Genomic DNA, 26,587 nt, shown 5'->3' on the forward strand with positions numbered 1-26,587 from the left:
CGTCGCGTTCAGCGCAGCGGGACGAACGCGTAGGAGCCGAGGTTGGTGGACTCGAGCTCGTCGCCATGGCGCTCGACGGCCCACAGCGTGGAGCGCACCGGGATCACCATCCGTCCGCCGTCGGCGAGCTGGTCGCACAGCTCCGGGGGCAGCTCCCGGGCCGACGCCGAGACGAGGATCCGCGACCAGCCACCCTCGATGGGCCGGCCCAGCACCCCCGGGGTCGCGGGCTCGATGTGCGCCCAGCGCATCGCCCACGCGGCGAGGTTGGCGCTGCCCCAGGTCGCGAGCTCGGGCTCGAGCTCGAGCCCGAGGACCATGCCCGTGGGGCCGACCAGCCGGGCCAGGAGCGCCGTCGTCCAGCCGGAGCCGGCGCCGACGTCGAGCACGCGGGCACCGGTCGGGACGTGCAGGTGGCGCAGCATGACGGCCACGGTGCTCGGCTGCGAGCAGGTCTGCCCGCTGCCGATGGGAAGGGGGTAGTCCTCGCGGGCCTGGGCTCGGCGCGCCTCGGGAAGGAAACGCCGCCGGTCCAGGTGCTTGATCGCCTCGTCGACGTCGAGCGCGCGTTCTGGATCCGTCATCCTCCGAGCGTAGGCACTTACGGCAGTCGGCGGACGATCTCTGTGGGCCTCGTGACGGGCTTTTCGATCGGTTCAGCGAGGTGGGCGGCCGCGGCACGGGGCTTGCGGCCGGGCCGGCCGGGGGTCCGACGGTCCTCGATGCCCTCGAGGGTCGAGGCGCGCCACACGGCGCCCCCGTTGAGGCGGCCGTCCGGCGCGGGCAGCCACGGAACCTTGCGGGAGAGCCAGACACGGATGGTCGCGTGCTCGACGCCGAGCCTGTCGGCGAGCCGGCCGATGTCGTAGAGGTCGTCGAGGCCGTGCTGGCGGGGTGTGCTGTCGGTGGGGACGCCGGCCCCCGTGTGCTGGGTGCTGTCGACGTCCACGGCGTGAATCGTAGTGGCGGCGCAGCCTTCCCGAACCCCCCGCTGTGAAAACTGTGACGGAGACGTGACGAGATCCACACAGGATCCCCCCGCGGGTACGGCCCCTGGGGTACTGGACGCTTGTCCACGTCACGTAATGTGTCACGGGTGAGTGACGGAATGCCGACCCCGAGTCGCTCGTCTCGCGGTGGCCGGCACGTCGCCCCGCGCGCTGAGCACACCTCGACGACCCCGCGTCGTCCCGCCGAACAGACCGAGACGACCCCGCGTCGTCCCGCTGAGCGCATCGAGACGCCATCGCGTCGTCCCGCCCGGCGCACCCCGACGACCCCGCGCCGTCCCGCAGTCCGCATCGCCAAGACGACCGTCGCCGTCGTGCTCATGGTGAGCGCCGGAAGCTTCGCCATGGCCGGACCGTCGGACATCACTCAGAGCCCGCTGATGGCGGACGTCGCCGGCATACGGACTGAGCGCGCGGCCGCCGCTGCCGCCGCCGAGCAGGTCAGCACCGACCATCGGGAGGCCGTCCTGGCGGCTGCCGCGGCCGCCGCCGAGCAGGCGCAGGCGGTGCGCAGCGCGAGCGCCACGGTCGTGCCCGCGGAGACGTTGACCCAGCTGGACCAGGCCACGGCCGAGCTCGACCAGCTTCTGGCCGCCGCGGGGTCACCGGTCGAGCCCGTCGCGACAGCAGCCCCGGCACCGACCGAGGCCGCACCGACCGACGCCGCACCGACCGACGCGGCGACGACGAGTCCGACGCCGACGGGCACGCAGACCCCGAGCCCGGCGGCGACCGGCACCGCGACGGTCGCCCCGACCGCACAGCCCACGGCCGGTGCCGCCGAGCCGTCGCCCGCAGGCTCGGCCGCGACCGACCCGACGGCCGTCCCGTCGGCAGCGCCCACGTCCCCGCTGGATCTGTCCGCGCCGTCGACCCCGACCGACACGACCTCGTCGTCCGCGGCGGCGCTCAACGCGCTCGCGGACGTTCCGGCGCACGTCGAGGACGCCGCGACCACGACCCTGCGCACGACCGCGGCGAAGGTCGCCGCCCTCACCGCCGAGGTCACGCAGGCCGTCCGCGACCAGCAGGCGGCCGCGGATGCGGCGGCAGCGGCCGAGGTCGAGGCCGCGCGCGTGGCCGCGGAGGACGCCGCGACCCGCTCGGCACAACGCGTCTCGCTCGACCAGTACGCGAACGGGCGCATCCCGGCCTCGGCGCTCTGCGAGCTGACCTTCGCCCCGGGCGCCGAGCTGCGGTGCGACGCGGCCGCCGCGATCGAGCAGCTGAACGTGGCCTACCGCGAGAAGTTCGGCAGCGACCTGGTGATCTCCGACTCCTATCGTTCGTACAGCTCGCAGGTCGCGTGCCGTCGGACCAAGGGCAGCCTGTGCGCCGTGCCCGGGACGTCGAACCACGGGCTCGGCAAGGCCGTCGACCTGGGCGGCGGCGCCCAGTCGTTCGGGACGACGCAGCACAACTGGCTGGTCGCGAACGCCGCCACGTACGGCTGGACGTGGCCGGCGTGGGCCCATCTGGGCGCCAGCAAGCCGGAGCCGTGGCACTGGGAGTACGTGGACTGAGACGCCGCCGGGCGCTCGGACCTACGATCGGGCGCATGGACGACGCCGCGGGGTCGGACCGGGACCTCCCGTTGATCGGTCGCGCCGCCGAGCTCGACGATCTTGACGACGCGCTCGCGTCCGTCTCGGCGGGCGCCGGCTCGACCGTCCTGCTCGAGGGTGAGGCAGGCATCGGCAAGTCCGCCTTGGTGGACGCGGTGCGCACGAGCGCGCAGCTGCTCGGGCTCGAGGTCCGCAGCGCCGTGGCCCGACCCGGCAGGGCTCGACCGTTCGGGTTGCTCGCCGACGCGATGCTGACAGCCGACGGCCCGCACCACGCCCGGCCCGCGGGGTTCGCGGCGCACCCCGACGCGATCGAGCACGAGCTCGCCACCCTGATCGCCGATGCTGACGCCGCCGCTCAGCCCGACCTCGAGCTCCACACTGAGAAGGACGGCGACGCGACCGGGCACAGACGGCTGCCACCGGCCCTCGCGGCCCGGGCCGAGGAGCTCGCAACAGCCCTCATCCGCCGGCGCGGCGACCACGACCCGTGGCTGCTCATCCTGGAGGACCTGCACGAGGCCGACGACGAGTCTCTCGCGGTGCTGTACCGGCTCGCGCACGAGGGGACGGTCCCGCACGCGCTCGTCCTGGCGACGCTCCGGCCGGTCCCGCGCTCGGCTGAGCTCGCTGCCGTGGTGGCCGCCTGGACCCGCGCCGGGGCGCGCTACCTCGAGCTGCGACCGTTGACGTCGCACGCTGCCCTCGAGCTCGCGGAGGCGCAGCTGGACGCGTCCGTCGGGATGTCGCTGCGCGGGTCCGTCCTGACCGCGGGCGGCAACCCGCGGTTCGTCACGGACGTCGTCCGGGCGGTCCGGGAGGCGGGTGCTCTGCGGCTGACAGGTCACGGGGTCGTGGACGCGGTCGGGTCCCAGTGGACGGACCGGCTCGACGCCGTCGTCGTGAGCCGGATCGCCTACCTCGGGCGGGAGGTCGTGCAGCTGCTCAACGAGGCGTCGGTGCTCGGCGCGTCGTTCGTCATGGCGGACCTCGCCGACCTCGCGCGGCGCCCGGTCCCCGACTGCTGGCGCGTCCTGCGTCATGCGCTCGCGGCCGGCGTCGTGCACGCGCGGGGCGACCGGCTCGTGTTCCGCCACGAGCTCGTGCGGTCCGCGCTGTACAGCGGGCTCGACCCGTCGGTCCGGCGCGCCCTGCACGAGCGCGCCGCGCGCACGCTCGACGCGGCCGGTGCCCCCGACGTCGTCGTGATGTCCCACCGCGCCCTCGCCGAGTGAGGCGACCCGCCTTACGGTGGTCGGGCGGGCGCACGACCAGCCCGCGCCACCCGGACGAAGGAGCACCATGGCTACCCGTACCGCACGCACGGCCTGGAACGGCACCCTGCTCGAGGGCGGTGGGCAGGTCGAGCTGTCCAGCTCGAAGAGCGGCACCTTCGACGTGTCCTTCCCGAAGCGGATCGCTGACGACTCCGGCGGCGTCACGAGCCCCGAGGAGCTCATCGCGGCGGCGCACTCGTCCTGCTTCGCGATGCAGCTCTCAGCCGTGATCGCCGAGGCGGGCGGGACCCCGATCGCCCTCGAGGTCAGCGCCGACGTCACGCTGCGCCCCGACCCCGCGGGCGGCTTCCACATCACCGACATCGCGCTGACGGTCCGCGGTGAGGTCGAGGGTATCGACGCCGCCGGGTTCGCGCAGGCGGCCGAGAACGCCAAGGCCACCTGCCCGGTCAGCAAGGCGCTCACCGGGGCCCAGATCACGGTGGACGCCACCCTGGCCTGACCACCCGGGACCTGTGTCCTATGAGGTGAGGCTTACCTCAGTCGTACGGTCCTGGTATGGACCTGGGGAGCTGGCCGACCGACACCGAGGCGCGCGTCGTCGCCGTCGACCTCGAGCACGCGACCCGGCTGCGGCTGAGCGAGCTCGGGCTGCGGGCGGGTGCGCTCGTGCGGGTCACGCACCGCGCCGCGTTCGGCGGACGGGTCGTGGCGATCGGCGCCGACCGGTTCGCGGTCGACGGTCGCACCTGCACGCGCATCGAGCTCGAGGCCCCGGGCGGTGCCCGGCTGTGACGTCGTGCCACGACCCGTCGGGCGGTCTCGTCGACGCCCGCACCGGTCTCGCGGCAGACCCGTCGGCGCCGTCCGTGGTGCTCGTCGGCAACCCGAACGTCGGCAAGTCGACGCTCTTCAACGCGCTCACCGGTGCCCGCCAGCAGGTCACCAACGCCCCGGGCACCACCGTCGAGGTCCAGCTCGGGACCTGGCGGGACCTGAGCGGGACGGCGAGCGGCGCCGGCTCCGACGAGCCTGGAGCGGTGCGCGTCCTCGACCTGCCCGGGACGTACAGCCTGCTCGCGCGGTCGCCCGACGAGCGGGTCACCGCCGAGACGGTCGCGGGCCGCGGGGCGCTCGGCGTGCCCGACCTCGCCGTCGTCCTCGTCGAGGCCGGGGCGCTGTCGCGCTCGCTCTACCTGCTGGCCCAGGTCGCGGGTGCCGGCCAGGGGCTCGTCGTCGCCCTCACCATGACCGACGTCGCCGCGACGCGCGGGGTCCACATCGACCCCGAGCGACTCGCCACGCTGCTCGGCGTGCCCGTCGTGCCGATCGACCCCCGCACCGGGGCCGGCCTCGACCGCCTCACCCGCGTCGTCTCCGACGCCCTCACCACCGGTGTCTCGCCCGTCCTGCTGCCCGACGCCGCACCGGCCTGCGCCTGCCCCGGCGACGTGGCGTGCGGGACGGGCTGCTCGTGCGGTCGGCCCCTCGACCTCGACGCCGAGCTGGCGAGCGCCGACCGGCTGTTCACCTGGGTCGACGACGTGCAGCGGGCGCTCGCGAACCGCGCGGTCGACGACGCGCCGGGCGCGGTCCCGGGTGCGCCGTCGTCGGCCCGGCCCGTCCCCGTGCGCACGTGGTCCGACCGGGTCGACCGTGTCCTGCTCGACCCGTGGTTCGGCGTCCCGGTGTTCCTCGCCGTCATGTGGGCCCTGTTCCAGCTCGCGACGACCGTCGCGGCACCGCTCATGGGCGCCGTGTCGTCGCTCGTCGACGGACCGGTCGCGAGCGGCGTGCGGTCTGCTCTGCCCGGACCGCACTGGGTCGAGAGCTTCGTGGTCGACGGCGTCCTCGCGGGCGTCGGGACCGTGCTGTCGTTCGCACCGCTGATGGGCCTCATGTTCCTGGCGATCGCGCTGCTCGAGGACAGCGGCTACCTGGCGCGCGCCGCGTTCGTCGCGGACCGGGCGATGCGGACCATCGGGCTCGACGGCCGCGCGATGCTCCCGCTCGTCGTCGGCTTCGGCTGCAACCTGCCTGCCCTGGCGGCGACCCGCACGCTGCCCCACGCGCGCCAGCGCCTGCTCACCGGGCTGCTCGTCCCGTACACGTCGTGCTCGGCGCGCCTGACCGTCTACATCCTGCTCGCGAGCGTGTTCTTCCCGGCGCACGCGGGCACGGCGATCTTCCTCATGTACGTCGCGAGCATCGCGCTCGTCGTCGTCGGCGGCCTCGTGCTGCGGGCCACCGCGTTCCGGGACCTGCGCCGCGAGCCGTTCGTCCTCGCGCTGCCCGCCTACCAGCGCCCGCGCGCCCGTGCGCTCCTGCTCTCGGCCTGGGTCCGGGTCCGGATGTTCGTGACCGACGCCGGCAAGATCATCGTCGTCACGCTCACGGTCGTCTGGGTCCTCATGGCTGTCCCGGTCGCGGGCGGCCACCAGATCGCGGACGTCCCCGTCGCCGACAGCCTGTACGGCCGGGCCGCGCTCGCGATCGCCCCGGTGTTCGCGCCGGCCGGGTTCGACGACTGGCACGCGTCCGCGGCGCTGATCACGGGGTTCGTCGCGAAAGAGGTCGTCGTCGGGTCGTTCGCGCAGTCCTACGCGGTCGACGAGCCCACCGACGCGGGAGTGGCCGGTGACCTGGGCGGCCGCCTAAGGGCGACGTTCGAGTCGTCGTCCGGCGGGTATGCCGGGGCCGCCGCCGCGGCGTTCATGGTGTTCGTGCTCGCCTACACGCCGTGCCTCGCGACCGTCGCCGAGCAGCGCCGGCTGTTCGGGTCGCGCTGGACCTTCGGTGCGCTCGGGGTGCAGCTCGTGATCGCGTGGACGGCCGCGGTCCTGGTCTTCCAGCTCGGCCGGTTGATGTGAGGGGCCGACGATGAGCGTGCTGACCGACGTCCTGCGCGAGGCGCGCGCCGGGGCCACGACCGACCGGATCGCCGCCAACCTGGGGATCGACTCCGGGTTGGCGGAGGCGGCCGTCGACCACTGGGTGCGGCTCGGGATCGTGAGCCGGTCGGGGGACGTGCTGGGCGGCGCGGGCTGTCACGGGTGCGAGCCGACGCCGGGGCGGTCGCTGGCGTGCGCGGGGTGCGTGTTCGCAAAGCGGACGCCGGGGCGCTGACCTGTCCTGTCGCGCGGCCGGTGTGGACAAGCGCGGTCGCGCGGCGTGTGTTCACCCGTTCGGGTGACATGCGATCGGTTGAGAAATTCGACTACGCAACGACCCTCGGCTCGCTAGAGTCACGGAGCGCGCCACAACTGTGATGCGAAGCAATGACTTGAGTTCAAAGGAGCCCCATGCATCCCAAGTTCCTCAGGTACGTAGCGCCGGCGACGACATTCGTCTTTGCTGCCGCGCTTGTCCTGACTGGGGGAGCCGCAGTTGCCTCCCCCGGAGACCCAACAGATGCTGTCGCCGGTATCGTTACCGGCGCGTCGGGATCTACGGCACGGACTGTTGATGCCATGGAGTCCGGCGTGAATACTCTGGTCGCCAAGACCGCGTCAGGGAAAGTGGAAGTCGACACCGCGCCGAGGGGTTCTGTGAAGCTCACGTCAGGTGCCGGGGCCACGGTGTCAATCGGACTCCCGCGGGAGGCTTCCACCGGCGCGGCTAGGGAGTCATCGGACGGGTCCATCGTCTTCGCCGGGGCTCCAGGCTCTGCCGATGTCGTCGTTCAGGTCTCGAACGGCTCGACGCGGATCTCCACGTTGATTGGGTCGGGAGATCAGTCGGAGCGTTTCACCTACCCGTTGAGCCCCGATGTTGTTCCGGTCATCGAAGCGGATGGCTCGGTGAGTCTTCTCAGGAAGGTGATGGTCGCTGCCCCTACGACGGGCCAGACCGTTTCCGGAAATGTAGTTGCCGGGACGATCGCAGTTCCTTGGGCGCGTGACGCCAGCGGGGTTGATGTCCCGACGCACTACGAACTCGACGGCCACGCTATCGTCCAGGTGGTCAAGCACAGGTCTGCCGGGGTGACCTACCCGGTCGTCGCTGACCCCCAGTACTCCTCGTCATGGCTGAACAGTTACATCTGGTTCAACCATGCTGAGACAGCAACACTCGCGGCTGGCGGCTGGGGTGCGACAGGTCTGTCCGCAATCTGCGCACTCGCCGGAGGACCGGTCCTCGCGGCGGTCTGCTTTGCAGCCTTCGGCTCAGTTGTCTATACTGCTGGAGTCGCAAACAACTCCAGGCCCAGCAAGTGCGTGGCCGTTCGATGGACGAATGCCCTCGTTATCAACTATATCACGCCATTCACGTATTCTGGCAGTCGGTGCAATTAGGTCAGGATGCGCTTATGACGACAGGAGAAGCTCTTGATTAAGTTGGGGCCTGACGAACGGAACGCGATATTCGTGCCGTGGTGGCGCTCCGTTGTCACCTTCGTGGTGACCGTCATCCCGATTGCGGTCATTCCAATCCTGGCCCGGTCCAATGAGCAGACGGTGGGGTGGCTCGGTCCGCTCTCGGTGGTGCCACTCGTCTATTGGCTCTCCCGTCGGATTAGGCGTGCGGGCGAGCAGCGGGAGCGTGATAGTGACAGAGCGGCGAACTAGTCGCAGCTGGCCTATCAGATTGCTGGTCCGCCGTGGGATGGTTCGTGAGTCTGCCCCACTGATGCGCGCTCGATGGGAAGCTGGCGCTGGGAACCGGTGCGCTCCTGACTCGAGCAAGGAACGGGGCGCCGAGGGCCATTGCATTGTGGGTGAGAGGGCGCGCAGGCCGCGGGTTTGACGGCTCGTCGGAGTTGCGGCAGTGGCCGGCGACCTGGGCAGCAGGCTGCGCGCGACGTTCGAGTCGTCGTCCGGCGGGTACGCCGGGGCGGTCGCTGGCGTGCGCGGGGTGCGTGTTCGCAAAGCGGACGCCGGGGCGCTGACCCGGGGCGGCTCCTCAGCGTTCGATGTCGAGCCCGCCCAGGACCGCCTGCTGGATGGCGACGGCGGCCGCTCCTCGCGCCCAGAGGATCGGGTCGTCGGCGATGACGCGGACATCGACCTTCGACGCCTCGGGGTTGCGGTTCTCGCGGATGCTGTCCTGGAGGCGTTCCCAGCCGACGTCCGCGAGCCGGATCCCTTCACCCGTGAGGAGGACGAGTTCCGGCAGGGCGATGTTGGCGACCGCGGCGATCAGGACGCCGAAGGCGCGAGCCGCGTTGCCGACGATCCGGTCGGCCACGGGGTCACCGGACACGGCGAGGTCGAGCACGTCGTCGTAGCTCGTCGGGCGGCCGAGGGCGAGCGAGGCCTGGGTCTGGATCGAGGGCAGCGAGAGGAGAGCGTGCGCGCAACCGCGGTGGCCCTCGGGGCAGGGCGGACCGAGGGGGTCCAGCGGGAAGTGGCCGAGGAGCCCGAGTCCCGCATCGACACCGACGACGAGGCTGTCGTTGATGACGAGACCGCCGCCGACGCCGGCGCCGATCGTGAGGGTGGCGAAGTTGCGCACGTCGCGACCGGCGCCGAACCAGTGCTCGGCTTCCATGAGGGCGTCGAGGTCGTTCGAGATGACCGTGGGCAGGTGGGTCCGGTCCTGGACCAGCTCGGCGAAGTTGATGTTGCGCCACGAGAGGAAGGGTGCGCGTGAGACGTGCGTGTAGCCGGTCACGGCGCCCCCGAGCCCGATGCCGATGGCCGTGATCTCGTCGGTGTACGTGCCGAGCTCTGCCACCAGCCGCGTGATGACGTCCGCGACGTCGGCGGGCTCGTGGCTGGCGAGGTCGACCCGACGAGTTTCGATGACGTCGGCGCGCAGATTCGTGAGCACGCCGTAGACGCTGCTGCCGGTGAGCTTGATGCCGACGAAGTGCTGCAGCTCGGGATCGATGTCGAGGGGTCGCATCGGCCTGCCGTTGGCTCGAGCGGTCGTGTCCGTCTCGGGGGCGTCTCGCAGCAGTCCCGACTCGACCAGCGGGCGCGTGAGTCGGGTCAGGCTGGTGGTGGACAGGCTGAGTCGGTGAGCGAGCTCGATGCGGGCGAGTGGCCCGTGCAGCAGGACCTCGAGCGCGACCCGCCGCTCTGAGTCAGACAGGGGGCTCCAGGCAGCGCTGTTGCTGGGCACCAGGTCTCCTCCTTGAAGGCGAGCAGTCGCGCGGTCGAGGTCTCATAGTACCGCAACAGGATTAAGCGAGGGGACGCCGAACCGCCGCATGTGACCAAGTGGTGCATGTTCGCGGCACTTGACGTCCCGAGGTGCCGCGTGGGTTAATACCTACATGACGATAACTCGGGTCGAACCCGAGGAGGCGTCTGGTCGCTCGAGCTTGGAGGTGCCACCTCCGGCTGGAGCGCCCACAGACAGCCACGACGTGCGCGGACAGGTCCCAGCCAGTCGTGGTGCACGCGGCACCGGTACACCGAACAATGCGGTTCGAGCGAGAGGCAGTGACGTGATTTCGAGAAGCAAGGTGGCGTGGGCCGCAGTAGCGGCCGGGATGCTCGCCCTGACGGGATGCTCTGGCGGCGCGGGCGCCGCGACGGCCTCACCGGCAGGGGCGGGCAGTGCTGCTCCCCTCTCCGGGACGGTGACGTTCTGGCACGCGTACAGCGCCGACTCGCCCGAGGTGAAGACGCTCGAGACGACGATCATCCCGGCGTTCGAGAAGAAGAACCCCGGCGTGACGGTCAAGGACGTCGCTGTCCCGTACGACCAGCTGCACCAGAAGCTCGTCACCGCGGTCGCGGGCGATGTGCTGCCGGACCTCGTCCGGGCCGACATCGGGTGGGTCCCGGAGCTCGCGAACCTCGGGGTGCTGGTTCCGCTGGACACGTCGATGCCCGACTTCACGGCCCTCTCTGGGCAGTCCTACCCGGGCAGCCTGGCCACCAACAAGTGGAAGGGGCACTACTACGGCCTGCCCCTGGACACCAACACGCGGGTGCTGCTCTACAACGCCGACGTGCTGAAGCAGGCCGGCATCGCCGCCCCGCCCGCGACGGTGGCCGATCTGGTGGCCGACGCGCCGAAGCTCAAGGCTGTCGGAGCGAGCGCGTTCGCCGACAACGGAGCGGGCGGATGGAACGTGCTGCCGTGGATCTGGAGCGCGGGTGGTCAGATCACGGACCCTGACGTCACGAAGGCGACTGGCTACCTCAACAGCGACGCGTCGATCGCCGGGGTGCAGACCCTGGTCGACCTGTACAAGGCCGGCTACCTGCCCGACATCATCCTCGGTGGCGAGGGCGGCGTGTCGACCAGCGACGGCCTGGCGACGGGCAAGTACGCGACGATCCTCGACGGGCCGTGGATGTACCCGATCTTCGCGAGCCAGTACCCCGACTTCAAGCTCAACGCCGCTCAGGTGCCGCAGGGTGCTGGCGGGAGCATCAGCGTCGTGGGCGGTGAGGACATCGTCCTGACCAAGAGCTCGAAGAACCAGGCCGCCGCGACCGAGTTCATGCGGTACATGGTCTCCGAGGAGGCGCAGCTCGAGATGGCCAAGGTGGGCCAGATGCCTGTGCTCGCGAACCTGGGCGACAAGCTGACCAGCGTCAACGCCTACTACGCACCGTTCGTCACGCAGCTGGCGACGGCGCGCCCGCGTCCCGTCACCCCGGCGTGGAGCGAGATGGACGCGATGCTCCAGGACGAGGTGCGGTCGGCCATCAAGGGCGACAAGTCCGTGAAGAGTGCTCTGGACGAGGCGGCCTCGAAGGCCGACGCACTGCTGGCGAACGTCCAGAAGTAAGGCGAGGAGTCACCGCATGGTCTCGACCCAGCTCACCGTACGGCTGAGTGCCGAGCCGACGACGATCTCCCGGCGGCCCAGTGCCGCCGGGAGGCGCCGCCGCCGGCGCGGCGTGGCGGCGGCGTACGCGTTCGTGCTCCCGGGGTTCGCGCTCTACGCCCTCGTGATGCTGTACCCGGCAGTCCAGACCCTGCTGCTGAGCATGCGCGACTGGCACATCGCCCCCGGCGCTGTGAGCCCGTGGGTCGGCCTCGCCAACTACACCAAGGCATTCGGCGATCCGATCTTCCTCAACTCGCTGCTGAACTCGGCGGTGTACACCGCGGTCACGGTGCCGCTCCAGATCGTGATCGGCCTCGGGCTCGCGGTGCTGCTCGACAGCAGGCTGCCGGGTCGAACGGCCTTCCGGGTGCTGTTCTACCTGCCGGTCGTCACCAGCTGGGTCGTGGTGTCACTGCTGTTCCAGTACATGTTCTCGTCGGGCGACGGTGCGGCCAACGCGGTGGTGGTCGACCTGCTCCACGTCGTCCCGGACAACGTCGCCTGGTTCCAGGGCCGGTGGACGGCGTTCGCGGCCGTCTGCATCCTGGGCACCTGGAAGGGCATCGGCTGGTCGATGCTGATCTTCCTTGCGGCTCTGACCGGGGTCCCCAAGGAGCTGCACGAGGCGGCTGCGATCGACGGCGCCGGCGCCTTCAAGCGCTTCCAGCACGTGTCGCTGCCGTCGATCCGCCCCGCCATGACTGTCGTCGTCATCCTGCTCGTGATCGGCGGGTTCAACGTCTTCATCTCGGTGCTGCTCATGACCGGAGGCGGACCGGACAACCAGACCCAGGTTCCTCTGACCTACATGTATGACCAGGCCTTCAAGTACTACAAGTTCGGCTACGGCAGTGCGATCTCGTTCTCGCTCACCGCGTTGGTGCTCGTGATCTCGGGGATCCAGTACTGGTGGACGCGCCGTTCGACAAGGATGTGAAGGAATGACCACCTCCCAGCGACGCAGGCGCATCGACTATGCGATCCGATATCTCGTTCTCGGGGTAGCGGCCGTCATTCTCGTCTACCCGTTCGTGTACATGCTGTCCACATCGTTCAAGACGCGTTCGCTCGTCCTGAGCGCACCGCTCGACCTGATCCCGTCGAACCCGACCCTCGACAACTACGCACAGGCGCTCGGCGCCAACAACTTCGGCCGCTACTTCCTCAACTCGGCGATGGTGGCGGTCGCCAGCACGGCGCTGATCGTGGCGCTCTCCTCGATGATGGCCTACGCGTTCTCCCGGTTGACGTTCCCGGGCAAGCGCATCCTGTTCACGGCCATCGTCGTCGGCCTCGCGATCCCCACGATGATGCTGATCATCCCGCAGTTCCTGCTGGCCCGGGACCTGCACCTGCTCAACTCGCTGCAGGGTCTCGTCCCGTTCTACGTGGGGACCGCACTCGGGTTCAACACGTTCTTGCTCGCCGGGTTCTTCGAGACGATCCCACGCGAGCTCGACGAGGCGATGATCGTCGACGGCGCAGGCCCGTGGCGGCGCTATTGGAGCCTGGCCCTGCCGCTGGCGCGTCCCGCGCTCGCGACCACCGTCATCTTCGCCTTCCTCGGAACCTGGGACGAGTTCGCCTGGGCGTTGACCGTCCTCAACGACACGGACGTCAGAACCCTGCCGATCGCGATCTCGCTCTTCCAGGGCCAGCACTCGACGAGCTGGGGACTTGTCTTTGCCGCCTCGATGATCGCCATCGTCCCCGTGCTGATCGTCTACATCGTGTTCCAGCGATTCTTTGTCGCTGGCCTGACCACAGGAGCAGTCAAAGGCTAATGATCACCACTCCTTCCACGGACCCGCTGCTCATGGCGAGCATCCGTGTGCTGTCGGCCGGCCAGGCGGCGACCGGCGCATTCATCGCAAGCCCGAACTTCCCGCAGTACGGCTTCGCGTGGCTCCGCGACGGCGCCTACTGCGCGCTGGCCATGGACGCCGTCGGCGAGACCGCGTCGTCGGACGCTTTCCACCGCTGGGCCGCGGATGCTGTCGAACGGCAGCGGGACAGGATTCTCGACGTGGTGAACATGCTCCGCGCCGGCCAGGACCCGGAGCCCCAGCTGATGCTGCCCACGCGTTACACGCTGACCGGGATGCCGGAGTCTGACAGCGCCGAGAGCTGGCCCAACTTCCAGCTCGACGGCTACGGCACGTGGCTGTTCGCCCTGCGCGCACACCTGGCCGGCGCCGACGCGGGGCCGCTCCGTGCCGCGGTCGAGCTCGCTGCCGAGTATCTCGCCGCCTCCTGGGCGATGCCCTGCTACGACTACTGGGAGGAGTTCGGAGACCGCCGGCACACGTCGACCCTTGCCTCCATCGCGGCGGGTCTGCAGGCAGCGGCGCACATGCTGGATCGCCCGGACCTGGCCGCCACGGCGGACGCTGTGCTCGTGTTCATCCGTGAGTCGTGCGTGTCTGACGGCCGGTTCGTGAAGGGGCCGTCCGACGCGCGTCTCGACGCGAGCCTGATCTCGCTGGCCACCCCGTTCAGGCTCGTCGACCACGACGACCCCGTGATGGCCGCCACCATCGAGGGGATCCGCACCACCCTCGCGTCTCCCAGCGGAGGCATCCGTCGGTACCTGGGCGACACCTACTACGGGGGCAACCCGTGGCTCCTGCTGACCGCGTGGCTCGGGTGGCACGATCGCCTCGCAGGGAATGCGGACGGTCACGCGCACGCGGTCGGCTGGGTGCGGGGTCGCCAGGCAGCAGACGGTGGGCTCGCCGAGCAGACCCTCCACGAGCCGCAGGACGCCTCGGCGGTCCAGCCGTGGATCGACCGCTGGGGTCCGGTGGCCGACCCCCTGCTCTGGTCGCACGCCAAGTACCTGCTCATGCAGTCGGACGTGGAGGACGCGGCATGGAGCTGATCCCGACCCGCACGTGGTTCCGCGACGGCGAGCCTGTCGAGATCGACCTCGACGAGCCGACTCCCGCCGACGGCGCGCTGTCCGTGTGGCACATCGCCACCCGGGTGCACGAGCAGCTCGTGCCGGCAGGGACCACCCGTGTTCACGTCGGCGCCTTGCCTCGCGGTGGATACGGCGTGGATCTGCGCGTCGACGGTTCACTCGCGACGACCGCCGTCGACGTGCTCACCGACGCCTTCGAGCGACCGCGCTACGGCTTCGTCGTGACACTGACCGACGACGTCGACACCCGAGCGGTCGCGCGCACGTATCGGCGTCTGCATCTGACGCTCGCGCAGCTCTACGACTGGGCCTACCGGCACTCCCAGCTGCTGCCGCCGACCGAGCGCTACCTCGATCCGCTCGGCCAGGAGCGCGACCTCGGGGCCGTCGATGCCATGTGCGTCGAGCTCGCGAGCGCCGGTGTCGTCCCGCTCGGCTACTCGGCCGTGTACGCGATCGGGAGCGACGAGAGAGCCGCGTGGCCGGACTCACAGCTCGTTCGCCCCGACGGCGAGCCCTACCGGCTGGGGGAGGACTTCCTCGTCCTGGTCGACCCGAGTGACCCCCGATGGCTCGGGCACTACCTCGAACAGCTGGCAGCGGTCGTCGAAGGTACCCGGATCGAGGGCTTCCACCTGGACCAGTACGGCTGGCCGAAGTTCGCCCTCCGATCGGACGGGGTGCACGTCGACCTCGCCGAGGCGTTCCCCGCGCTCCTCGCTGCCGTGCGCGAACGACTGCCGCAGACGCCGTTCATGTTCAACAACGTCAACGACTTCCCGACCTACGCGACCGCTCGCTCACCACAGAACGCCACCTACATCGAGGTGTGGCCGCCCCACACCACCCTCGAGGACCTCGGCCAGCTCGCCACCTCGGCGCGCTCGCACCGCCCTGAGCACCCGCCCATCCTCTCGGCATACCTGTCCTGCTACGCCGACGACGAGCACCGGGCGAACACCTGCGCGACCCTCGTGATGGCGACGGTGTTCTCCCACGGTGCGACGCACCTGCTGCTCGGGGAGAGCTCGAGCGTGCTCACCGATCCGTACTACCCGCGCAACCACACCATCACCGAGGCGAGCCTCGACCTCTTCGTCGGCTGGTACGACTTCCAGGTGCGGTACGGCGACCTGCTGCTCGACCCGACGCAGGTGGACGTGACGGAGTTCTTCACCGGCGGCATCAACGAAGACATCGTGCTCAGCGGCGCGGACGGGGTCACCTTCTCGACCAAGGCAGCGGCTGGAACGGTGTGGACGCGTGTGGTCAGGACGTCGCGGGGACTCGTGATCCACCTCATCAACCTCGTCGGGCAGGACGAGGTGGCCTGGGACGCGGGCAAGAACGACCCCATGACTCAGCAGGGGATCACCCTGCGGCTGGCGCCGGTGGCGGCACCCCCGACCTTGGTCTGGGCGACGCCTGACTCCGACGGCGGCTCACCTCGAGAGCTCGACGGTCGCGCCGAGGGCGTCGGCAGCCAACATGACGCGCTGTCGGCCGGGCAGACCTACGCCTCCTACGACCTGCCCCCGCTGGCGACGTGGGCCATCATCCTGCTGCCTACCAGCGCTCTCTAGCCCTCTGCTCGCCGTGACGGCTCTTCTAGCGCCGGCGCCCCAGCAGTCGCATCGCGCCGGACACCCGCGGGTGCTCCTCGATGACGTGCTCCGCGGACAGCGCCGCGAGTTCGTCGACGAGTCCGGGCAGCCGACCAGTGGCGCCGTGCTGCCAGAGCATCGCGACGGTATCGGCCGGAACCACGACCATCGCGGTCCGCGGGTGCGCGAGCGCGTACGGGGACCCCGGTGCGTCGAACGCGAACACCCACTCCAGCCCGGGCACGCGCGCGATCACGGCGTCCCCGACCGCGAGGCCGACGGCGGTCGTGGTGGGGAGCGGGTCCCAGCGCAGGGAGGGCATGGTGTGGTGCCACGTCGTCATGAGCCCGTCGAGGTGACCGCCGAGCCAGGCGATGTCGGTCAGGTCGACGCCGGGGCCGCGCAGCAGCTCGCGTGCCTCCGCGAGCCAGACGAGCTCGGCGGGGTCCAGCGTGCGCACCGCGGGACGCAGCTCTGGGGCGGCGCGTACTGCGGTGCCACGGGGTGAGGGCACGACAGACCGGCGGTCGTGCCCGTGCCGTCCTGTGTCGCTCATGATGATTTCTATCGGCTCGTCGGGCCGTGAAGTGCAGCGGAGTCCGGGGTGAATCTGGGCGCTCCGGCCCGGTTTCGGGCACGCGCCCGCGGACCGGCCGGTCGGTGGGAGACTGCACGCGTGTCGACCGTGACCGAGCCCACGCGCCCCGAGAACGCCCCGACTGCCGACCTCGTCGCGGGCCTGCGCGCCGCGGTGCGCGGGTCGGTCGACGACTCGTCCCGGCGCCGGGCCGAGTACTCGACGGACGCGTCCAACTACCGCGTCGTGCCGCAGGTCGTGGTGTTCCCTCGGGACACCGACGACGTGCTCGCTGCGCTCGAGGTCGCCCGCGCGGCGGATGTGCCGGTGACGTCGCGCGGCGGCGGGACGTCGGTGGCGGGCAACGCCATCGGGACGGGTGTGGTCCTCGACCTGTCCCGGCACGTCAACCGCGTCCTCGAGGTCGACCCCGAGGCCCGCACCGCCCGCGTCGAACCCGGCGTGATTCTCACCGACCTGCAGAAGGCCGCGGCACCGCACGGGCTGCGCTTCGGCCCCGACCCGTCCACGCAGGCACGCGCGACCCTCGGCGGCATGATCGGCAACAACGCGTGCGGCCCGCGGGCGGTCGCGTACGGGCGGACGGCCGACAACGTCGTGGACCTCGACGTGATCGACGGGCTCGGTCGCCGGTTCACCGCGGGCCGCGGCCTCGACCCGGTGCCGGGGCTCGACGCTCTGGTCCGGGCGAACCTGGAGACGCTGCGCACCGAGCTCGGCCGGTTCGGCCGGCAGGTGTCCGGCTACTCGCTCGAGCACCTGCTCCCCGAGAACGGCGCGGACCTCGCGAAGGCGCTCGTCGGCACGGAGGGCACCGTCGTGACGGTGCTCGGCGCCACGGTCAACCTCGTGCCGGTCCCGGCCGCGCCCGTGCTCGTCGTGCTCGGCTACCCGGACATGGCGTCGGCGGCCGACATGGTCCCCGCGCTGCTCGCCCACGCACCGCTAGCGATCGAGGGCATCGACGCCCGGCTGGTCGACGTCGTCCGGCGCGCGCAGGGGGCCTCGGCCGTGCCCACGCTGCCCGCGGGCGGCGGCTGGATGATGGTCGAGGTCGGCGGCGCGACGCTCGACGAGGCCCTCGAACGCGCGCACGCGCTCGCGGCCGACGCCGGGACCGACGCGGTCGGCATCTTCCCGCCCGGGCCCGACGCCGCGGCCATGTGGCGCATCCGCGCGGACGGCGCCGGGCTCGCGGGCCGGACCGCGTCGGGCGCGCAGGCCTGGCCCGGCTTCGAGGACTCGGCCGTTCCACCCGCGCGGCTGGGCGCGTACCTGCGCGAGCTCGAGGCGCTCATGGCGTCGCACGGCGTGGACGGGCTCGCGTACGGGCACTTCGGTGACGGCTGCGTGCACCTGCGCCTCGACATCCCGCTCGAGCGGTCGGGCAACCCGTTGCGGGCGTTCATGACCGACGCCGCGCACCTCGTCGCGGCGCACGGCGGCTCGCTCTCGGGCGAGCACGGGGACGGCCGGGCGCGCAGCGAGCTGCTGCCGGTCATGTACTCGCCCGCCGCGATCGGGGCGTTCGAGGCGTTCAAGGACCTGCTCGACCCGCACGACCTGCTGAACCCGGGGGTCCTCGTCCGGCCACGGCCGCTCGACGCGGACCTGCGCCGACCGCACGCGCGTCCGCTGCCGGCCGCGCCGAGCGGGTTCGCGTTCCCGCACGACGCGGGCGACTTCACGACGGCCGTGCACCGCTGCGTCGGGGTCGGCAAGTGCCGCTCGGACACGTCGGCGGCCGGCGGCTTCATGTGCCCGTCGTACCTCGCGACGCGCGACGAGAAGGATTCGACGCGCGGCCGGGCCCGCGTGCTGCAGGAGATGGCGAACGGGACGCTCGTGAGCCGCGGGTGGGCGTCACCCGAGGTGCACGAGGCCCTCGACCTGTGCCTGGGCTGCAAGGCGTGCTCGAGCGACTGCCCCGCGGGCGTCGACATGGCGCAGTACAAGTCCGAGGTGCTGCACCGTACATATCGCGGGAAGGTGCGTCCGGTGGGGCACTACGTGCTCGGCTGGTTGCCGCGCTGGATCCGTCTCGTGACCTCCGTCCCCGGACTCGCGTGGCTCGCGAACACGGCACTCGGGGTGCGACCGATCGCCAAGGTCGTCCTGGCCGCGGGCGGCATGGACACGCGCCGGTCGATGGTCACGTTCGCGTCCACCCCGTTCCGCACCGCGTGGAAGCGCGACGGGGCGCAGAAGCTCGTGACACCGGTCGGCACACCGCCGCGGCCCACGGTCGTCCTGTGGACCGACTCGTTCAGCGACAGCCTCGCGCCGTCCGTCCCGCACGCCGCGGTGGCCGTGCTGGCCGCCGCCGGCTACGAGGTCATCGTCCCCGACGAGCAGGCGTGCTGCGGGCTGACCTGGATCACGACCGGTCAGCTCGACGGGGCACGCAAGCGCCTCACGCAGCTGCTCGGGGTGCTCGGCCCGTTCGCGGTCAACGGCATCCCGATCGTCGGCCTCGAGCCGTCGTGCACCGCGGTGCTGCGCTCCGACCTGCGCGACCTGTTCCCGGACGACCCGCGCGCCGTCGCCGTCGCCCGCGAGACGCGCACGCTCGCCGAGCTGCTCACCGCGCCCGCCCCGGTCGGCCCGGGTGACCGCTGGACGCTCCCCGACCTGTCGGACGTCACCGCCGTCGTGCAACCGCACTGCCACCACCACTCGGTGATGACCTTCACAGCCGACCGTTCGCTCCTGACGGCAGCGGGTGCGCAGTTCTCGACGCTCGCCGGGTGCTGCGGGCTGGCCGGCAACTTCGGCATGGAGAAGGGCCACTACGACGTGTCGGTGGCCGTCGCCGAGCACGAGCTGCTGCCGGCGCTGCGTGCTGCCGCTCCCGGCGACGTGTTCCTCGCCGACGGGTTCTCGTGCCGCACGCAGGCCGACCAGCTCGCCGACGTCCAGGGCGTCCACCTCGCTGAGCTGCTCGCGGCGCACCTGCCGCAGCGCGGTGGCGCTCGCGGTGGCGTCGCACCCAGTGGCACAGTGGCCTGATGCTCATCGCCTTCTCTGTCGCCCCGCTCGGTGCGGGCGAGTCCGTGACCGACGCGGTCGCCGACGCCGTCCGGATCGTCCGCGAGTCCGGCCTGCCGAACCGCACCGACTCGATGTTCACGACCATCGAGGGCGAGTGGGACGAGTGCATGGACGTCGTCCGCCGTGCCACGGAGGCGGTCGGGCGGCACGGCCACCGCGTGAGCCTCGTCCTCAAGGCCGACATCCGCCCTGGTCACACGGGCGAGATCACGGGCAAGGTCGAGCGCGTCGAGGCCCGGCTCGCCGCGGAGTGACAACCGTTCGGGTGACGGCCGCCTGCTCCGAACGGGGGAGCCGTGGTCCAGGTGCCCCTGACGGTCCAACGGGACCTAGGTCCGTACAGCGAGGCGTGGGAGACTTCGGACCGGTCCGCTCCCGGCACGTACGAGACCGCGACCACCAGGCGCCCCCAGCGCCGCGCCGCGCCACCAGGAAGCGGGAACGCATGCCGATCTTCGAGCTCGATGAGGGCCACCCTGTCCTCGTTCAGCCGATGCAGCCTGCCCCGGGAACGTTCGCGGCCGACAGCAGCGCGCTCGTCGCCGAGCACCTCGCGTCGCTCCTCGGTGAGAAGCTCTTCCCCGTCCGCCTGCGGCACGGCGACGCCCCCGGCCCGCACCTGCTCGCGCTCGACACCACGGGCCGACCCGTCGTCGTCGACGTCGTGCAGATCCTCGACGGCGACGGCCTGGTCCGGGCCCTGCAGCACGCCGGCAACGCCGCGCGCCTGAGCCGCGCCGACCTGCTGCGGACCTACGAGGGTGGCGCCGACATGTTCGACGCCGACTTCCGGGACTTCCGCGACGAGGCCCCGCTGAGCGCCGCGCAGACGGGTCCGCTTCCCGGCGCGCGGCTGCTGCTCGTGTGCGCCGAGGTCGATCCCCAGGTCATGGACGCCGTCGCGTTCCTGCGGGAGCCCGGCCGCCAGGTCGAGGTCCTGCAGATCGGCGTCGTCCGAGGCGTCGACGGTCGGCGCTACGTGGACGTCTCCCCGCTCGTGCTCCGTCAGCCCGCGCGTCGTACCGTCGAGCCTTCCTCGGTGCGGCGCGTCCGGCACCACGCTGCACCCGCTGACGACCTGGCGTCGACGCCCGTGCCGGCACCGACCGCCGCGAGCCACGCCCGGAACCCCGTCACCGCGCCGACGCCCGCCGTCCCGGCCGCACCGCCGCCGCCGGCGGACTTCGGTGGCGGCTGGACCGCCGACGTCCTGCCGGCTCCCGCTGCGGTGCCCGCGCTGGCCGAGCTCGCCCAGGGCCACGATGCGATCGTCGCCCTGGTGTGGTTCCGCGAGCGGCGCGGTCAGCGGCTGCACGCGACCCTCCGGAACGACGGGCTCATCGAGCTGCCCGACGGTCGCGTCCATGCGAGCCCCGACGATGCCGCGGCCGATGCCGCGAACACCGAGGGCACCGTCGACGGTTGGCGGGCGTGGCGGCTCGGCGACGGCGGGCCCACGCTCGCGGAGGCCGCGGGCGCCCGCTGATGTCCGGCTCGCCCGACCCCCTCACGCCGTCCGACGTCGTGGCCCTGCTCCGGGCCGCCGGCTGCGTCTTCGCCGAGGACGAGGCGGATGTGCTGGTGGGTGCGGCGCGGACGCCCGCCGAGCTCACCGACATGGTCGACCGACGTGTCCAGGGCCTGCCGCTCGAGCAGATCGTCGGCTGGGCCGAGTTCTGCGGGCTGCGGGTCCTCGTGGATCCCGGCGTCTTCGTCCCACGTCGGCGGACCGAGCTCCTGGTCCGACAGGCCATTGCCGTGGCCCCCGTGGGTGCGGGACGCGACGGCGCCCCGGTCGTGGTCGTCGACCTGTGCTGCGGCTCGGGAGCAGTGGGCGCCGCGCTCCTGGCAGCGCTCGACGGGGTCGAGGTGCACGCCGCGGATCTCGACCCGGCCGCGGTGCGGTGCGCTCGCCGCAACGTCGTCGGACCCCGCGGCCACGTGCACGAGGGGGACCTGGACGCACCGCTGCCCGTCGCGCTGAGAGGCCGGGTCGACGTCCTCGTCGCGAACGCGCCGTACGTCCCCACCGACGAGATCCGGCTGATGCCTCCCGAGGCGCGCCTCCACGAGCCGCAGACCGCGCTCGACGGTGGTGCCGACGGGCTCGACCTGCATCGACGCGTGGCCCAGGCGGCGCCCCGGTGGCTCGCCCCCGGCGGCCACGTGCTGATCGAGACGAGCGAGCGCCAGGCGCCACGGACCGCGCAGCTCCTCGTGGATGCCGGCCTGGTGGCACGGGTCGTGAGCGACGACGAGCTCGACGGGACGGTCGTCGTGGGGACGTGGCCCGACGGGATCGCGCCGGCGTAACCGGCCCCCCGACGACGTCGCCCCCTGACATACTCGGCCCGCTGCGACCGGTGCACCCCCGCGACCGTGACGGCATCCGGCGGACGGAGCGCGCGTGCGGACGAGGCTGACCCTGCGCCGGTCGAGCGGCGAGACCTCCGACGTCGTCGTCACGACCGACGTCGGTGCGTCCGTCGGTGATGTCGCAGACGCGCTCGCGCGCGCAGAGTCAGCGAGCGGCCGCCAGCTGCCCCCGACGCTCGACCAGACCTTGCGCCTGACGCCACCCGAGGGTGGTCCGTGGCATGCGCTTGAGCGCGGCTCGGGTCTCGCCGAGGCCGGCCTGCGCGCCGGATCGGTCATCGCCCTCGGGCCGGCGGAGTCGAACGACGGCCGCCTCCTCGCCGCCGCGCGGGTCGACGTCCTCGCCGGGCCCGACGCCGGACGCCGGGTCGACCTCCCGGCCGGCGTGAGCACGGTCGGTCGGGGGTCGGGCGCCACCCTGCGCCTGAGCGACTTCCTGGTGTCGAAGCTGCATGCCCGGATCGTCGTGTCGGAGGTCGTCGAGATCGTGGACGCCGGATCCGCGAACGGTGTGTACGTGGGCGGCGGTGCGGTCCAGCGGGCCGTGCTCGGGCCTGCCGACGTCGCGGTGATCGGCGAGTCCGTCCTCAAGGTGACCCGGCTCGAGACGGTCGGACCCAGGGGACCGTCCGGGGTGACGATCCCGTTCAACCGGTCGCCGCGGATCGTGCCCGTCCACCCGAGCCGTCAGGTCGAGGCGCCGGCACCGCCCGACGCGCTCACCCCTGGACGGTTCCCGACCATCGCCCTGATCGCGCCGCTCGTCATGGGCGCGGTGCTCTTCGCGGCGACGCGCAACCCCCTCAGCCTCGTCTTCGTCGCGCTCAGCCCGCTGCTGATGATCGGCACGTACCTCGACAAGAGGTTCACGGACCGCAAGCGCCTCGCGACGCAGACCGCGGAGTTCCGGGTCGCGCTGGACCGGCTGGTCGATGAGCTGTCGGCGGGACAGGACGAGGAGCGGCGGGTACGCCTCGAGGAGGTCTCGTCGACAGCCGAGGCGTTCGCGGCCGCGGTCGACCTGTCGCCGCTGCTGTGGTCGAGGCGGCCCGAGCACGCGAGCTTCCTCACGCTGCGGGTCGGCACAGGGTCCGCGCCCTCACGCACGACGCTGACGATGCCGCCGCGCGGCAGGTCCGTCGCGGAGTTCTGGACCGAGCTCGAAGGCGTCCGCGACCGCTTCGCCGACGTGTCCGGGGTGCCCGTCCTCGTCGACCTGCGTGCTGCGGGTGCCGTCGGTGTGGCCGGCGACCGCGACCTCGTCGACGACATCGCGCGGGGGCTCGTCGCGCAGCTCGTGTGCATGCACTCGCCGGCCGAGCTCGTCCTGACGGCGATCGCCTCGAGCGAGAGCAGCCCCCGCTGGGACTGGCTCAAGTGGCTCCCGCACGTCGCCTCCGCGCACAGCCCGCTCGGCGGGCACCATCTCGCGTCGAGCCCTGCGGCCGCTCTCGCGCTGGTCACGCGTCTCGAGGAGCTCGTGGCAACACGTCGCGCCGCGGGGCGCAGCGCGGAGGCACCCCTCCCGGCGGTCGTCCTGGTCGTCGAGGACGACGCCCCCGTCGAGCGCGGCCGGCTGGTGCGCCTCGCCGAGGAGGGCCCCGCGTCCGGGGTCCACGTGCTGTGGTGCGCGAGCCGCGTCGAGCAGCTGCCGGCGGTGTGCCGGGTGTTCATCTCCGCCGACGCCGGCGTCACCGCCCGGGTCGGCCTCGTGCCCGACGGCGCGTGGACCGAGGTGCTGTGCGAGCCGCTCGACCTGCGGATCGCCGAGCAGCTCGGCCGACGCCTCGCAGCCGTCGTGGATGCCGGCGCCCCCGTGCTGGACGAGTCCGACGTCCCGCGCTCGGTCTCGTACCTCGCGCTCGCGGGCCCCGAGATCGCGTCCGACCCGACGGCAGTCGTCGAGCGGTGGCGCGAGACGGGCTCGCTCGTCGACCGCACGGGCGGGCTGCCCGTCCGCCGTCAGCACGACGCGACGCTGCGGGCCCTGGTGGGTCAGGGCTCGGACCGCGAGTTCATGCTCGACCTGCGTACGCAGGGTCCGCACGCGCTCGTCGGCGGCACCACGGGTGCGGGTAAGAGCGAGTTCCTCCAGACGTGGGTGCTCGGGATGGCCGCGGCGCACAGCCCCGACCGCGTGTCGTTCCTCTTCGTCGACTACAAGGGCGGCGCGGCTTTCGCGGACTGCGTGAACCTCCCGCACACGGTGGGGCTCGTGACCGACCTCTCGCCGCACCTGGTGCGGCGGGCGCTGACCTCGCTCCGCGCCGAGCTGCGTCGTCGGGAGCACCTTCTCAACCGCAAGAAGGCCAAGGACCTGCTCGCGCTCGAGCGCATCGGCGACCCGGAGGCGCCGCCGGCGCTCGTGATCGTCGTGGACGAGTTCGCCGCCCTGGCCAAGGAGGTCCCCGAGTTCGTCGACGGGGTCGTCGACGTCGCGCAGCGTGGCCGTTCGCTCGGCCTGCACCTCATCCTCGCGACCCAGCGTCCGGCCGGCGTCATCAAGGACAACCTGCGGGCGAACACGAACCTGCGCATCGCCCTCCGCATGGCCGACGAGCACGACTCCGCGGACGTGCTCGGCTCGCCGCTCGCCGCCGAGTTCGACCCGCGCGTCCCGGGACGGGGTGCGGTGCGGACCGGCCCGGGGCGGATCGCGATGTTCCAGACGGGCTATGCCGGTGGACGGTTCGACAGCGCGCCCGTGAAGGCTGCCGTGACGCTCGAGTCGCTCGCGTTCGGCCCGGGCGAACCCTGGGACGTCCCGCTCGACCCCGCCGCGGGTCCCGGACCCGACGACAGCGGTCCGACCGACATCGCCCGGACCGTGCAGTCGATCGCGGCGGCAGCGCGCCTCGCGGGCGTGCCCGCGCCTCGGCGACCGTGGCTCCCGGAGCTGGCGGCCGTGTACGACATCGGGACGCTCGGCACGCAGACCGACGCGCAGCTCGTGCTCGGCGTCGTCGACGTGCCCGCGCGCCAGGAGCACCGGACGCTGCACTACCGGCCCGACGACGGGAGCATCGTCGTGTTCGGCACGGGTGGATCGGGTAAGTCCACGACCCTGCGCACGCTCGCTGCCGACGCCGGGCTGGCCGACTCCGGTCTCGCCGCCGATGGCGGGCCGGTGCACGTCTACGGGCTCGACTTCGGTGCCGGCGGGCTCGCGATGCTCGAGTGCCTGCCGCACGTCGGCTCGGTCGTCGACGGCAGCGACCACGAGCGCGTCGCGCGACTGCTGCGCCAGCTCCGCGAGACGCTCGAGGAGCGCTCGGCGCGCTACGCCCAGGCGCGTGCCGGCACGATCGGGGAGTATCGGCAGCTGACCGGTCGGTCCGACGAGCCGCGCATCCTGCTCCTGCTCGACGGGCTCAGCGCGTTCCGGGACGCCTACGAGTCGGAGGTCGGCCGCGCGGCGGTGTTCGGGGCGTTCCAGCGGGTCGTCGCCGAGGGCCGCCCGCTCGGCGTGCACGTGGCGATGTCGGCCGAGCGGCCTGGGGCGTTGCCGACCTCCCTCGCGGGCAGCGTGCAGCGTCGCCTCGTGCTGCGGCAGGCCGACGAGAACGCCTACGGAGTGCTCGACGTCCCCAAGGACGTGCTCGGCCCGCAGTCCGCGCCTGGGCGCGGGGTGCTCGGCGGCACGACGGAGGAGCTGCAGGTCGCGGTCCTCGGCGGCTCGACCAACCCGGCCGAGCAGGCGCAGCACCTCGATCGGCTCGCGGCGCGGCTGCGTGCGGCCGGTGCGGCCGAGGCGCCCCCGGTCCGGCGGCTCGCGTCGTTCATCGAGCGGGGGTCGTTGCCCGCGACGGTCGGCGGGATGCCCGTGCTCGGCGTCGCCGACGACACGCTCGAACCGATCGGGTTCGAGCCCCACGGCACCTTCCTGCTCGCCGGGCTGCCGGGCAGCGGGCGTACGACCGTCCTCGGCTCGCTCGCGGCCTCGCTCCGGACGTTCGCCCCGGGAGGGCGTCTGTACTACGTCGGCAACCGGCGTTCGCCGGTGCACGCCGCGGGGGTGTGGACCGACGTGGCGGTGACGGTCGACGAGGTCACGGCGCTGGCCCGCTCGCTGGTGCCGGACCTCACCGAGCCGCCCGTGGGCGGCATGGGCATCGCGCTCGTGATCGAGTCGATCACCGACTTCCTCGGCGGGCCGGCGGAGCAGGCGCTCACCGAGGCAGTCAAGGCGGCTCGTCGCGCCGACCACCTCGTGCTCGCCGAGTCCGAGACGAGCACCTGGGGTTCGGCGTGGCCGCTCGTGTCCGAGGTGCGCAACGGTCGACGCGGACTGGTGCTCCAGCCGGACCATCTCGACGGCGACGCGCTGTTCCGCACGCCCTTCGCGCGGATGGCGCGAGCGGAGTTCCCACCCGGACGCGGGGTCGTGGTCGAGTCGGGGAAGACCCGACGCGTGCAGGTTCCCGTGGCCGGTTGAGCCACTGACCTGGGCGAACACGCGTGTGCGGCAAATGAATGAACCCTGTGGA

General features: G+C 72.1%; 21 protein-coding genes. 17 read left to right on the top strand and 4 right to left on the bottom strand.

Annotated elements, in window-relative coordinates; translation table 11 throughout:
- Positions 1 to 8 precede the first annotated feature (8 nt).
- Positions 9 to 584, bottom strand: a complete 576-nt coding sequence (locus VFW79_RS09050) for a protein-L-isoaspartate carboxylmethyltransferase (protein WP_329676984.1) — start codon at positions 582 to 584, stop codon at positions 9 to 11.
- 17 nt (positions 585 to 601) lie between these two features.
- On the bottom strand, positions 602 to 949 hold the full coding sequence (locus VFW79_RS09055) for a hypothetical protein (protein WP_329676985.1): 348 nt from the start codon (positions 947 to 949) through the stop codon (positions 602 to 604).
- A 381-nt stretch (positions 950 to 1,330) separates the two neighbouring features.
- Here VFW79_RS09055 and VFW79_RS09060 point away from each other — a divergent pair, with 381 nt between their 5' ends.
- From VFW79_RS09060 to VFW79_RS09090, 7 genes are all read left to right on the top strand, one after another.
- Positions 1,331 to 2,533, top strand: a complete 1,203-nt coding sequence (locus VFW79_RS09060; protein WP_329677011.1) for a M15 family metallopeptidase — start codon at positions 1,331 to 1,333, stop codon at positions 2,531 to 2,533.
- A gap of 35 nt (positions 2,534 to 2,568) precedes the next feature.
- Complete coding sequence (locus VFW79_RS09065) at positions 2,569 to 3,810, top strand: AAA family ATPase (protein ID WP_329676986.1); 1,242 nt, start codon at positions 2,569 to 2,571, stop codon at positions 3,808 to 3,810.
- Positions 3,811 to 3,877: 67 nt separating this feature from the next.
- Complete coding sequence (locus tag VFW79_RS09070) at positions 3,878 to 4,315, top strand: OsmC family peroxiredoxin (RefSeq protein WP_329676987.1); 438 nt, start codon at positions 3,878 to 3,880, stop codon at positions 4,313 to 4,315.
- A 56-nt stretch (positions 4,316 to 4,371) separates the two neighbouring features.
- Positions 4,372 to 4,608, top strand: a complete 237-nt coding sequence (locus tag VFW79_RS09075; RefSeq protein WP_329676988.1) for a ferrous iron transport protein A — start codon at positions 4,372 to 4,374, stop codon at positions 4,606 to 4,608.
- On the top strand, positions 4,605 to 6,683 hold the full coding sequence (feoB, locus tag VFW79_RS09080) for a ferrous iron transport protein B (protein WP_329676989.1): 2,079 nt from the start codon (positions 4,605 to 4,607) through the stop codon (positions 6,681 to 6,683). Before VFW79_RS09075 ends, feoB begins: the two co-directional genes overlap by 4 nt.
- 10 nt (positions 6,684 to 6,693) lie before the next feature.
- Positions 6,694 to 6,939, top strand: coding sequence for a FeoC-like transcriptional regulator (locus tag VFW79_RS09085; RefSeq protein WP_329676990.1), 246 nt, complete (start codon positions 6,694 to 6,696; stop codon positions 6,937 to 6,939).
- Positions 6,940 to 7,115: 176 nt separating this feature from the next.
- Positions 7,116 to 8,108, top strand: a complete 993-nt coding sequence (locus tag VFW79_RS09090; RefSeq protein WP_329676991.1) for a hypothetical protein — start codon at positions 7,116 to 7,118, stop codon at positions 8,106 to 8,108.
- A 607-nt stretch (positions 8,109 to 8,715) separates the two neighbouring features.
- Here the strand turns inward: VFW79_RS09090 and VFW79_RS09095 are convergent.
- Positions 8,716 to 9,879 carry an ROK family transcriptional regulator gene (locus tag VFW79_RS09095; RefSeq protein WP_329676992.1) on the bottom strand — a complete coding sequence of 388 codons (1,164 nt, stop codon included), beginning with the start codon at positions 9,877 to 9,879 and terminating at the stop codon, positions 8,716 to 8,718.
- Between the two features lie 328 nt (positions 9,880 to 10,207).
- On the opposite strand from VFW79_RS09095, the gene VFW79_RS09100 reads away from it, so the two are divergent.
- The 5 genes from VFW79_RS09100 to VFW79_RS09120 are packed head-to-tail and all read left to right on the top strand — an operon-like array spanning position 10,208 to position 16,054.
- Positions 10,208 to 11,506: an extracellular solute-binding protein gene (locus VFW79_RS09100; protein ID WP_329676993.1), complete on the top strand. Its 1,299-nt coding sequence runs from the start codon at positions 10,208 to 10,210 to the stop codon at positions 11,504 to 11,506.
- 16 nt (positions 11,507 to 11,522) lie between these two features.
- Positions 11,523 to 12,485, top strand: coding sequence for a sugar ABC transporter permease (locus VFW79_RS09105; protein WP_329676994.1), 963 nt, complete (start codon positions 11,523 to 11,525; stop codon positions 12,483 to 12,485).
- A gap of 4 nt (positions 12,486 to 12,489) precedes the next feature.
- On the top strand, positions 12,490 to 13,332 hold the full coding sequence (locus tag VFW79_RS09110; protein WP_329676995.1) for a carbohydrate ABC transporter permease: 843 nt from the start codon (positions 12,490 to 12,492) through the stop codon (positions 13,330 to 13,332).
- The gene (locus tag VFW79_RS09115) at positions 13,332 to 14,429 is read left to right on the top strand and encodes a glycoside hydrolase family 15 protein (RefSeq protein ID WP_329676996.1); all 1,098 of its coding nucleotides are present in this window, start codon (positions 13,332 to 13,334) and stop codon (positions 14,427 to 14,429) included. Before VFW79_RS09110 ends, VFW79_RS09115 begins: the two co-directional genes overlap by 1 nt.
- The gene (locus VFW79_RS09120) at positions 14,420 to 16,054 is read left to right on the top strand and encodes a glycoside hydrolase family 66 protein (protein ID WP_329676997.1); all 1,635 of its coding nucleotides are present in this window, start codon (positions 14,420 to 14,422) and stop codon (positions 16,052 to 16,054) included. Before VFW79_RS09115 ends, VFW79_RS09120 begins: the two co-directional genes overlap by 10 nt.
- A gap of 25 nt (positions 16,055 to 16,079) precedes the next feature.
- Here the strand turns inward: VFW79_RS09120 and VFW79_RS09125 are convergent, their stop codons facing one another.
- Positions 16,080 to 16,631, bottom strand: a complete 552-nt coding sequence (locus tag VFW79_RS09125) for a DUF3806 domain-containing protein (protein WP_329676998.1) — start codon at positions 16,629 to 16,631, stop codon at positions 16,080 to 16,082.
- Positions 16,632 to 16,751: 120 nt separating this feature from the next.
- On the opposite strand from VFW79_RS09125, the gene VFW79_RS09130 reads away from it, so the two are divergent.
- From VFW79_RS09130 to VFW79_RS09150, 5 genes are all read left to right on the top strand, one after another.
- A complete protein-coding gene (locus tag VFW79_RS09130; RefSeq protein ID WP_329676999.1) occupies positions 16,752 to 19,682 on the top strand; it encodes an FAD-binding and (Fe-S)-binding domain-containing protein in 2,931 nt (976 codons plus the stop codon).
- Positions 19,682 to 19,978 carry an MTH1187 family thiamine-binding protein gene (locus tag VFW79_RS09135; protein ID WP_109131617.1) on the top strand — a complete coding sequence of 99 codons (297 nt, stop codon included), beginning with the start codon at positions 19,682 to 19,684 and terminating at the stop codon, positions 19,976 to 19,978. The genes VFW79_RS09130 and VFW79_RS09135 overlap by 1 nt, the downstream gene beginning before the upstream one ends.
- A 191-nt stretch (positions 19,979 to 20,169) precedes the next feature.
- A complete protein-coding gene (locus VFW79_RS09140) occupies positions 20,170 to 21,210 on the top strand; it encodes a hypothetical protein (RefSeq protein ID WP_329677000.1) in 1,041 nt (346 codons plus the stop codon).
- A complete protein-coding gene (locus VFW79_RS09145; RefSeq protein WP_329677001.1) occupies positions 21,210 to 22,037 on the top strand; it encodes a putative protein N(5)-glutamine methyltransferase in 828 nt (275 codons plus the stop codon). The genes VFW79_RS09140 and VFW79_RS09145 overlap by 1 nt, the downstream gene beginning before the upstream one ends.
- A 94-nt stretch (positions 22,038 to 22,131) precedes the next feature.
- Complete coding sequence (locus tag VFW79_RS09150; RefSeq protein WP_329677002.1) at positions 22,132 to 26,535, top strand: FtsK/SpoIIIE domain-containing protein; 4,404 nt, start codon at positions 22,132 to 22,134, stop codon at positions 26,533 to 26,535.
- The last annotated feature ends 52 nt before the right edge of the window (positions 26,536 to 26,587 follow it).

This window comes from Cellulomonas sp. (genome assembly GCF_036279715.1).
Lineage (GTDB): Bacteria > Actinomycetota > Actinomycetes > Actinomycetales > Cellulomonadaceae > Cellulomonas_A.